Consider the following 6,326-nt stretch of genomic DNA (forward strand, 5'->3'; position numbering starts at 1 on the left):
CCGTTCTGGATTTCCATTGCTAGCAACGTGGCTGGTGCTTTAGTCGTGCGTGGCCGTTGGCTGCGGGGGGCATCATGAAGATTGCGATTGCGAAGGAAATCGATGAGTCGGAGCCGCGGGTTGCCGCGTCACCCGACACAGTAAAGAAGTTCAAGGCGCTCGGCGCGGATGTCGCAATCGAGCCGGGCGCCGGAACTAAATCGGGTGTGCCGGATTCGGACTTCACCGCTGCCGGAGCGGTGGTAAGTACCGATGCCGTGAAAGACGCCGACCTTGTTATTAAGGTGAGGCGGCCCGAGGCATCCGAGCTGGCGCGCTACAAGCGTGGCGCTCTGGTGATCGCGATCATGGATCCCTACGGAAACGAGGCTGCACTAAAAAAGATCGCGGACGCCGGTGTGTCGGCTTTCGCAATGGAGCTGATGCCGCGTATCACGCGCGCCCAGGTGATGGATGTGCTGTCCAGCCAGGCAAATCTGGCCGGCTATCGGGCCGTCATTGAGGCCGCCGAGGCGTTCGGCCGCGCATTTCCAATGATGATGACGGCCGCCGGCACCGTGCCTGCTGCGAAGGTATTCGTCATGGGCGTCGGCGTTGCTGGCCTTCAGGCGATCGCCACCGCGCGCCGTCTCGGCGCCGTAGTCACCGCGACCGATGTTCGACCCGCGACCAAGGAGCAGGTGGAAAGCCTCGGCGCCAAATTTCTCGCCGTAGAGGACGAGGAGTTTAAGAACGCGCAGACCGCTGGCGGCTATGCCAAGGAAATGTCGAAAGAGTATCAGGCCAAGCAGGCGGCGCTAACCACTGAACATATCAAGAAGCAGGACATCATCATCACGACGGCGTTGATTCCCGGACGCCCGGCGCCGAGGCTCGTGACCGCGGAGATGGTGCGCTCGATGAAGCCTGGCTCGGTGCTGGTCGATCTCGCGGTTGAGCGCGGTGGTAACATTGAGGGCGTCCAGGCGGGTAAGGTCGTCGATCTCGATGGTGTAAAGATCATAGGCTTTACCAACGTCGCTGGCCGCGTCGCCGCCTCGGCGTCCAGCCTGTACGCTCGCAACCTGTTTTCGTTCATTGAGACGCTGGTCGACAAGACGACCAAGGCGCTTGCGGTGAACTGGGACGACGAACTGGTCAAGGCCACCGCGCTGACCCGGAATGGCGCGATCATTCATCCGAACTTCCAGCCGAAAAGCGCATGATGATCATGAGCCCAGCCGGTCAGCGGATTGTTCCGGAGAACACGACGTGCGCGTTCATTTCCGGGTTTGCCGTTCACGCTTCTCGCACGCTCGGAAACGACGAATAGGAATGCCTCCATGGAACATGTCGTGCAGGCCGTCGATCCCTTTGTTTTTCGGCTGTCGATTTTCGTTCTAGCCGTATTCGTCGGCTATTTCGTGGTGTGGTCGGTGACGCCGGCACTGCATACTCCGCTGATGTCGGTCACCAATGCGATCTCGTCGGTGATCGTGGTCGGCGCGCTGCTCGCCGTCGGCGTCGGCATGATCTCAGAAGGCTCGGGCTGGGCGCGGGCCTTCGGTTTCGTCGCTCTGGTTTTTGCCTGCGTGAATATCTTCGGCGGCTTTCTCGTCACCCAGCGAATGCTGGCGATGTACAAGAAGAAGCAGAAGTAGGCCGATCCGCGATGGGACGATTGTCGGCAAGCGAAGTCGTGATGATCGGGCGTGCGCGTGAAGCGCGTCTTCGTGCGGATGACCAGAATGTCCGCGTTCTATTGATAAGAAAAAGCCGGGATGCCCGACGCAAGACGGGGCATGACGGAATGCCCGGGAGATAGCAGACGCCATGAACGCCAATCTCTCCGCGCTTCTTTATCTCGTCGCCGGCGTTTTGTTCATCCTGTCGCTGCGGGGGTTGTCCAGTCCGGCGTCCAGTCGGAAAGGCAATTTCCTCGGCATGACCGGCATGGCGATCGCGGTCGCGACCACGCTCGCTGCGCATCCGCCCGCCGACGCCGTGGCTTGGGTGCTGGTGATCCTCGGTGTTGCGATCGGCGGCAGCATCGGCGCGGTGATCGCGCGCCGGGTGCCGATGACGTCGATGCCGGAACTGGTCGCGGCGTTCCACTCGCTGGTCGGCATGGCGGCGGTGCTGGTGGCCGCTGGCGCGTTCTATGCGCCCGAGGCTTTCGGAATCGGCACACCCGGCAACATCCATGCGCAGAGTCTGATTGAGATGTCGCTCGGCGTTGCCATCGGCGCATTGACATTCACCGGCTCGGTGATCGCGTTCTTGAAACTGTCGGGCCGCATGAGTGGCGCTCCGATTATCCTGCCGGCACGTCACATCATCAACATCGTGCTCGGACTCGCACTGGTGTTCTTCATCGTCGGGCTGGTGATGTCCGGCAGCGCGCTCGATTTCTGGCTGATCGTGATTCTGGCGCTTCTGCTCGGCGCGCTCTTGATCATCCCGATCGGCGGCGCCGACATGCCGGTCGTGATTTCGATGCTGAACTCGTATTCCGGCTGGGCTGCGGCCGGCATCGGCTTCACGCTCGGCAACTCGGCGCTGATCATCACGGGCGCGCTGGTCGGCTCCTCTGGCGCGATCCTGTCCTACATCATGTGCCACGCCATGAACCGGTCGTTCATCTCGGTGATCCTGGGTGGCTTCGGCGGTGAGACGGTGGCGGCCGGTGGCGGCAGCGGTGAACAGAAGCCAGCCAAGCTCGGCTCGGCGGATGACGCCGCCTTCATCATGAAGAACGCACAGAAGGTCATCATCGTGCCGGGCTACGGCATGGCGGTGGCGCAGGCGCAGCACGCGCTGCGCGAGATGGCCGACAACCTCAAGAAGGAGGGTGTCGAGGTGAAGTACGCGATTCATCCGGTGGCAGGCCGGATGCCCGGCCACATGAACGTGCTGCTGGCCGAGGCCAACGTGCCTTACGACGAGGTGTTCGAGCTCGAGGACATCAATTCGGAATTCGCGCAGGCCGACGTGGCCTTCGTCATCGGCGCTAACGACGTCACCAACCCCGCGGCGGAGGAAGATAAGTCTTCGCCGATCTATGGCATGCCGGTGTTGCAGGTCTGGAAAGCTGGCACGGTGATGTTCATCAAGCGCTCGCTGGCATCGGGCTATGCCGGCATCGATAATCCACTGTTCTATCGGGACAACACCATGATGCTGCTTGGCGACGCCAAGAAGATGACGGAGAATATCGTCAAGGGAATGTAATTCGGCGCTATTCAACAGTGGAGGCCGGTATGGCGGATGACAAGGCGAAGCGCGGCGGAAGTGACGGTCGCTTGATCGCGTTGGGTGAGGCCTACGAGGTCCGTTACTGGTCCAGAAAATTCAAAGTCACGCCGTTAAAGCTGAAGGCCGCAGTCAAGGCTGTCGGTCGCTCCGCCAAAACAGTCGAAGCCTACCTCAAGCTGCAAAAACGTGCGACGAACGACCGGGCACTGATCGCGCTGACCCAACCCTATGAAGTCAGCTACTGGTCGAAGAAGTTCAAGGTGACGCCGGCACGGCTTCGCGCCGCGGTTGGGGAGGTCGGACGCTCCTCGAAGAAAGTCGGCGCCCTTCTCGCTGCCAAGAAGACCGTCAGAAAGAAAACTGCCGGCAAAAAGAAGACAACAGCGAAGAAGGTAAGGGTGAAGAAGGTAAAGGCGAAAAAGGCAAAAAAGAGCGCCAGTAAGCGCGCCAGATAACTTTTCCAATGCCGCTGCCGGCGTGGATTTTACCGCGCTGGTGGTTTCGCTTTCGTGCTTGGGTCCGGCCGGGTTTCGACATCGCCGTCGTCCCCGAATACCCCGACTTCTCGCAATAGGTCGGCAAGCCGCCGGATCAAGTAACACGAAATGGTGAGGAACACCGTTTGCCTCCGATCCGTCGCGATTGATCCCTTAATCGGCCCAAAAACTCTCCCACAGACAGCGCGGGAGAAGCCGATCATGCTGAAATACTTTGTTGAAAAAATATTGCCTTCCATCATTGCGACGGTGACAGCCGCCTACATTGTGAACCATTACATCGCCGTCAAGCCGGATACGCCGCCGGCTGCTGCGGCGTCGGCCGCGATTTCCGACAAAGCGGGCGACACCGATTCCGAGGCCAAGGTCCGGGCGGGAGATATGTCCGGGAAAGAAAGCGCCACGGCGCCTGACGAGAAGGTCCAGCCCGAGAAGATTCCATCCGAGGCTGCCGCAGCGAAACCTGCCGAGAAGCGGGCGGCGAGTTTGCCGGCCGACACGAAAAAGCACCAAACGCCGCAGCGCGAGAAGACTGCCAAGGTCAGGTCGATGACGACCGCTCCGGCACAAGCGGCTTCGGCCGCGGATGCCAACGGTCTTGCGCGGGCCGCGATCGATCGGCTGCACAACACGACCGAGGCGTCCTTGGAGGTCGAGGCGGTACGTCCTCGATCAGAGGGGCCTCCTCGAGCGCAGCAGGATGCCGATCGTCAGTCGGTCGCGCCTTCACGACTCCAAGAGGTCACGCATGCCACACCTCAGGCGGCGGAGTCGCTTCCATCAGCGATCCAAGCGTCTACGCCCAAAGTGGAAACAAGCAGGTTTGATCCGGCCGGAGCTGGGGAAGGGACGCTTTTCGACCAGGCCGACCGTGCGCGGCTGCCGGTTCCCCCTGAAAATATCCCGCAAGCATCTCGGCCGTTCGATCTAAAGGCCAACGAGCCAGCGCCGGCGACGCGGGCTCAGGCTGTCGCCGACGATATGCTTTCGGCTGCGAAAGCGGTCGTCGAGACTGTGCTGCCGCGGTAGTCACAGAAATCCATCAGCATGCAGCAATAACAACGCGGGCCTAAAGCCCGCGCTGAATTCAATGTCGAACTTGTAGTAATTGTTCAGCGCGGTCCACGAGGGCCAGCGGCTGGACCGCCCCGGCCGACTCCAGGTCCGGCGCCAAAAACCGGCTTCGGTTTCATGGGCAGTAGACCTTCGCGCTGCATCTTCTTGCGTGCAAGCTTGCGGGCGCGGCGCACGGCCTCGGCCTTTTCGCGAGCCTTCTTTTCCGAGGGTTTTTCGTAATGGCCGCGGAGCTTCATTTCGCGGAAAATTCCCTCACGCTGCATCTTTTTCTTCAGCGCCTTGAGGGCTTGATCGACATTGTTATCGCGAACGAGAACCTGCACGCGGCATCCTCTTTTCAACTACGGTGAGAGTTTTTCAGACAGCGAAGGGCCGACAAAGGCCAAGCCCTCAGCGTCAAGGGCGCCGATGTATCAGATCAAGGCGCGGATGTCCACCATAGGCGATCGTTGGGCGCGGGGGAAAAAGCCAAAAATTCAGGTGAAATTCCCCCAAAGAACAACCATTGGGGTTTTAGGAAGCCTCATATCGGGCTTCTATGGAACCTGAATCCGGGTGGTGTGATCCCCCGCAACCGAGGAGGGCGTGTCATGGATGTCAGGAAATACGTGGCCGAACTGATTGGCACTTTCTGGCTGACGTTTATGGGATGCGGCAGCGCGGTCATCGCGGCCGCGTTTCCGCAAGTCGGCATCGGGCTGCTGGGCGTGGCTTTTTCTTTCGGTCTGAGCGTTGTCACCATGGCCTACGCGATCGGGCATATTTCAGGCTGTCATCTCAATCCAGCGGTCACAGTGGGTTTGGCCGCCGGTGGCCGGTTTCCGGCAGGGCAAGTGGTGCCGTACGTTATTGCGCAGGTGATCGGGGCGGTCGCTGGCGCGGCGCTGCTCTATGTGATCGCCAGCGGTGCGGCAGGATTCGACGTAACCAAGGGTTTCGCATCGAATGGCTACGGCGAGCACTCGCCCGGTCACTATAACCTCATGGTTTGCTTTATCACCGAGGTGACAATGACGGCCATGTTCCTGTTCGTCATCATGGGATCGACCCACGGCAAGGCTCCGGCGGGTTTCGCGCCGCTGGCGATCGGACTTGCGCTGGTGATGATTCACCTTGTCAGCATTCCCGTGACCAACACGTCGGTGAATCCGGCGCGTAGCACCGGTCCCGCACTGTTCGTCGGCGGCTGGGCTCTGGAGCAGCTCTGGCTGTTCTGGGTAGCACCGCTGATCGGCGGCATCATCGGCGGCGTGGTCTATCGCGGGCTGAGCACTGAGCCGGAAGGCGTCGTCGCGGGAAAGTAGCGGGTTATTCCTGAGCGTCATTGCCGGGCTTGGCCCGGCAATCCTCTCCCCGGTGAAGATTCTTCTCCGGGCATGATGAGCGTTTCGGCGTAAGCGCGTTGTCAGTCAAGTGCCGTAGCACCTACGGAAGGACTGAGGAGAGGTCACTGAGCAGCGGTGCGCGCAGCCTTTTGCTGCAAGCGCGCACCGGCTGAGGTGGCCATGGCCGATCAAG

At 60.8% G+C, this 6,326-nt stretch carries 7 protein-coding genes; 6 read left to right on the forward strand and 1 reads right to left on the reverse strand.

Going from position 1 to position 6,326, the window contains the following annotated elements; translation table 11 throughout:
* Positions 1–74: 74 nt before the first annotated feature.
* The 5 genes from B2M20_RS05420 (at position 75) to B2M20_RS05445 (ending at position 4,760) form a co-directional block, all read left to right on the forward strand.
* The gene (locus B2M20_RS05420) at positions 75–1,205 is read left to right on the forward strand and encodes a Re/Si-specific NAD(P)(+) transhydrogenase subunit alpha (protein ID WP_079446060.1); all 1,131 of its coding nucleotides are present in this window, start codon (positions 75–77) and stop codon (positions 1,203–1,205) included.
* A 117-nt stretch (positions 1,206–1,322) separates the two neighbouring features.
* Positions 1,323–1,640: a proton-translocating transhydrogenase family protein gene (locus tag B2M20_RS05425; RefSeq protein WP_011314297.1), complete on the forward strand. Its 318-nt coding sequence runs from the start codon at positions 1,323–1,325 to the stop codon at positions 1,638–1,640.
* A 172-nt stretch (positions 1,641–1,812) separates the two neighbouring features.
* Complete coding sequence (locus B2M20_RS05430) at positions 1,813–3,210, forward strand: NAD(P)(+) transhydrogenase (Re/Si-specific) subunit beta (protein ID WP_079446061.1); 1,398 nt, start codon at positions 1,813–1,815, stop codon at positions 3,208–3,210.
* A 29-nt stretch (positions 3,211–3,239) separates the two neighbouring features.
* Positions 3,240–3,689, forward strand: coding sequence for a DUF3606 domain-containing protein (locus tag B2M20_RS05435; RefSeq protein ID WP_079446062.1), 450 nt, complete (start codon positions 3,240–3,242; stop codon positions 3,687–3,689).
* Positions 3,690–3,932: 243 nt separating this feature from the next.
* Entirely contained in the window at positions 3,933–4,760 is an 828-nt protein-coding gene (locus tag B2M20_RS05445; RefSeq protein ID WP_079446064.1) for a hypothetical protein, read from the forward strand.
* Between the two features lie 83 nt (positions 4,761–4,843).
* Here B2M20_RS05445 and rpsU read toward each other — a convergent pair whose 3' ends face one another.
* Positions 4,844–5,131 carry a 30S ribosomal protein S21 gene (gene rpsU, locus B2M20_RS05450; protein ID WP_079446065.1) on the reverse strand — a complete coding sequence of 96 codons (288 nt, stop codon included), beginning with the start codon at positions 5,129–5,131 and terminating at the stop codon, positions 4,844–4,846.
* A gap of 267 nt (positions 5,132–5,398) precedes the next feature.
* Here rpsU and aqpZ point away from each other — a divergent pair, with 267 nt between their 5' ends.
* The gene (gene aqpZ, locus B2M20_RS05455) at positions 5,399–6,112 is read left to right on the forward strand and encodes an aquaporin Z (RefSeq protein WP_079446066.1); all 714 of its coding nucleotides are present in this window, start codon (positions 5,399–5,401) and stop codon (positions 6,110–6,112) included.
* Positions 6,113–6,326 lie beyond the last annotated feature (214 nt).

Source organism: Nitrobacter vulgaris (genome assembly GCF_002028545.1).
Taxonomy (GTDB): domain Bacteria; phylum Pseudomonadota; class Alphaproteobacteria; order Rhizobiales; family Xanthobacteraceae; genus Nitrobacter; species Nitrobacter vulgaris.

Bases quoted from the DNA above. Each gene is read 5' to 3' on its own strand.
- B2M20_RS05420 (WP_079446060.1), top strand. From the start codon at position 75: ATGAAGATTGCGATTGCGAAGGAAATCGATGAGTCGGAGCCGCGGGTT.
- B2M20_RS05425 (WP_011314297.1), top strand. From the start codon at position 1,323: ATGGAACATGTCGTGCAGGCCGTCGATCCCTTTGTTTTTCGGCTGTCG.
- B2M20_RS05430 (WP_079446061.1), top strand. From the start codon at position 1,813: ATGAACGCCAATCTCTCCGCGCTTCTTTATCTCGTCGCCGGCGTTTTG.
- B2M20_RS05435 (WP_079446062.1), top strand. From the start codon at position 3,240: ATGGCGGATGACAAGGCGAAGCGCGGCGGAAGTGACGGTCGCTTGATC.
- B2M20_RS05445 (WP_079446064.1), top strand. From the start codon at position 3,933: ATGCTGAAATACTTTGTTGAAAAAATATTGCCTTCCATCATTGCGACG.
- aqpZ (WP_079446066.1), top strand. From the start codon at position 5,399: ATGGATGTCAGGAAATACGTGGCCGAACTGATTGGCACTTTCTGGCTG.